Below are 2,546 nucleotides of genomic sequence, written 5' to 3' on the forward strand. Positions count from 1 at the left end.
CTGTAAGGCAGCAATATCATGAAACATATTAGGGAGTAAATATAGAACACTTATTTTCTCTTGCTCTATTAATTGAATAGCATCATATGGGTCATAATCCCGTAAAACGATGAATGTTCCATTTAACATCATCATACTAATGAGTGACCTAAGTCCCATTGTATGATAGAGCGACATTACACCTAGTGTAGTATCATACCATTGATATTGACATTGAAAGATGTGAGCAAAGGTTGCTGCATATTCATTTTGATGAGATCGCGGGACACCTTTAGGATTGCCAGAAGTCCCGGATGTATAAAGGATGACGGATAAATCATTTTCACTGACTTGGTTTGGATTAAAGTCTTCCACAGGATGCTTTACTAACTCCTGATAATTTAGATCGCCTCCATTTCCATCAATATTGATAAATATTGGGCGTTCAATAAATTTCTTTCTATTAATTAAATTCTCTGTTGATTTCCCGTAAACGACAAACCTAGCCTCTAAATCATCTAAACAATAATGAACAATTTCCTGAGATTGTCGAATATTAATTGGAGCAAATATAGCCCCCAATTTTTGAATGGCCCAATATAAAACAACGGACTCCAGACGATTATTCAGTAGCACAGCCACTCGATCTCTCTTTTTCACACCGAGACTATTCAAGGAAAAGGCTACCGTATTAACTTCCTTTTCCAGTTCCTTGTATGTATATCTTTTGCTTCCATCCACAACAGCGACTTTATTAGGATGCCTTTTAACTGAATAATTAAAAGCTTGATTTAAGTCCAAGAAGCTCTCCTCCTTATCCAAATGGAAGTAGGAAAACTAGCCCATACTTCCCTACCCTAATTATAGTAAATATTATAGAATATTAAGAATTATGTAAACACCCCATTTGTAATACAGTGGATCTCTTTATTATTAGAGAGACGAATCCATTAATGGTAAATACTTCATAATCACTTATTTTCTATGATATACTCTATATTTAGTTGTTTATTAATATACATAATATAGAGTGTCGGAAAAAAGGAGGAATTTTGTGAAACGATTTGCCTTATTATTGCTGATGCTTATTCCAATGATCCTTTCCTCTTGCAGCAATGACAAGGAGACAGAAACATCTAATGAACCTGAAAAGGAAAAGCAACAGCAGGAACAAAAGCAGGAAGATATTATAACCGAATCATTGAATATTAATTTAGAAGTTTCCGAAGAAAGTTTACTAGTCCTGCAACACGGTAAAATCATGGATGATCTGTCATATGAAAAGGATATTGAGGACATCGGTTTCGATACACCTAAAATGGAGCCAGCTCTTATAGACAAGCTGACACCTGAGCTTGAAAAATTAACGAATGAAACTGCAGATATTGAAGAAATCAAGAAAGGCCTTGTTGCTCTCCTGGCCAGTCCTCACTATAAAGAGGTCATTGAAAAAGCGAATGCCTACGAACCGCAGTTTGAGGAACCCTATTTGCCGGATCCAACAAAATCCGAAGGCAGTGAAGAAAAAATGACATCAGAAAAGACTATCATTCTTCTCGATGCCAGCTCAAGTATGCTGCTTTTATCTGATGGAAAAGTAAAAATGGATATTGCCAAGGATGCTGTGAAGAGCTTTGCACAGACCATTGGGCAAACGAGCGAAGTCTCACTTATCGTCTATGGCCATAAAGGTTCGGAATCAGCGGCTGATAAGGAAATATCCTGCACAAAAGTCGAAGAAGTCTATCCGATGGGGAAATATGCAAAAGAAGAATTCCATCAAGCAGTCGATTCTTTTGAAAGCAAAGGCTGGACTCCCCTTGCAGGTGCCATCCAAAAAGCCGCAGAAATGAGCAGCAGCTTTGAAGGTGCAACGACCATTTACATTGTCAGCGATGGTGCTGAAACATGTGACGGGGATCCCGTTCAGGCAAGTAAGGACCTTGTTCAAATAAACAGCAAAAATACCGTAAACATTATCGGCTTTGATGTAGACAGCAAAACCGAAAACCAATTAAAGGCTGTTGCCGAAGCTGGCAATGGTGAATACTTTAAAGCGGACAATCCAGAAGAATTAAAATATACGATTCAATATGAGTGGCTGCCTTCTACACTAGATCTTGCTTTTGCCTTTACCATGGCTCCAGACGGATGGGAAATGGTCGCAGAGTATAAAAAAGGCGAAGAATATCCCCTTCAATTATGGAATATCGGCAGGCGTGAGTCCCACCGAATACTTGATGCAATTAAGATCATGGCAGAATATGAGTGGATTACGTATGAGCAAGAAACAGAACTAAGAGACTGGGGGTATGAACGAAGTCAAAATATGAAAGACCTATACTACGCCATCTATAAGACAAATCGAGAAAAAGCAGATACGAAAAGCCAAGAAATCAGACAAAGGGTCGATGAATGGGTCGAAAAAATGAAGGCATTGAAGAAAGAGCGCGGAGATACTTGGTAATACAAAAAGCCGGTCCATGTTTTAATGGAACCGGCTTTTTAGTATAAATCTATTAAATATAGAATTTTGAATTTACTAAATAACAGATTAGGAGTATGAT

General features: G+C 37.9%; 2 protein-coding genes. One reads left to right on the top strand and one right to left on the bottom strand.

Annotated elements, in window-relative coordinates:
- Positions 1 to 780 (bottom strand): class I adenylate-forming enzyme family protein (locus tag V7149_RS25565; protein WP_335348368.1); only part of this gene is annotated, 780 nt, incomplete at its 3' end.
- Positions 781 to 1,033: 253 nt separating this feature from the next.
- Between V7149_RS25565 and V7149_RS25570 the strand changes: the two genes are divergently transcribed.
- Positions 1,034 to 2,446 carry a vWA domain-containing protein gene (locus V7149_RS25570; protein ID WP_335348369.1) on the top strand — a complete coding sequence of 471 codons (1,413 nt, stop codon included), beginning with the start codon at positions 1,034 to 1,036 and terminating at the stop codon, positions 2,444 to 2,446.
- Positions 2,447 to 2,546 lie beyond the last annotated feature (100 nt).

The organism is Bacillus sp. JJ1503 (assembly GCF_036965125.1).
Classification (GTDB): domain Bacteria; phylum Bacillota; class Bacilli; order Bacillales; family Cytobacillaceae; genus Cytobacillus.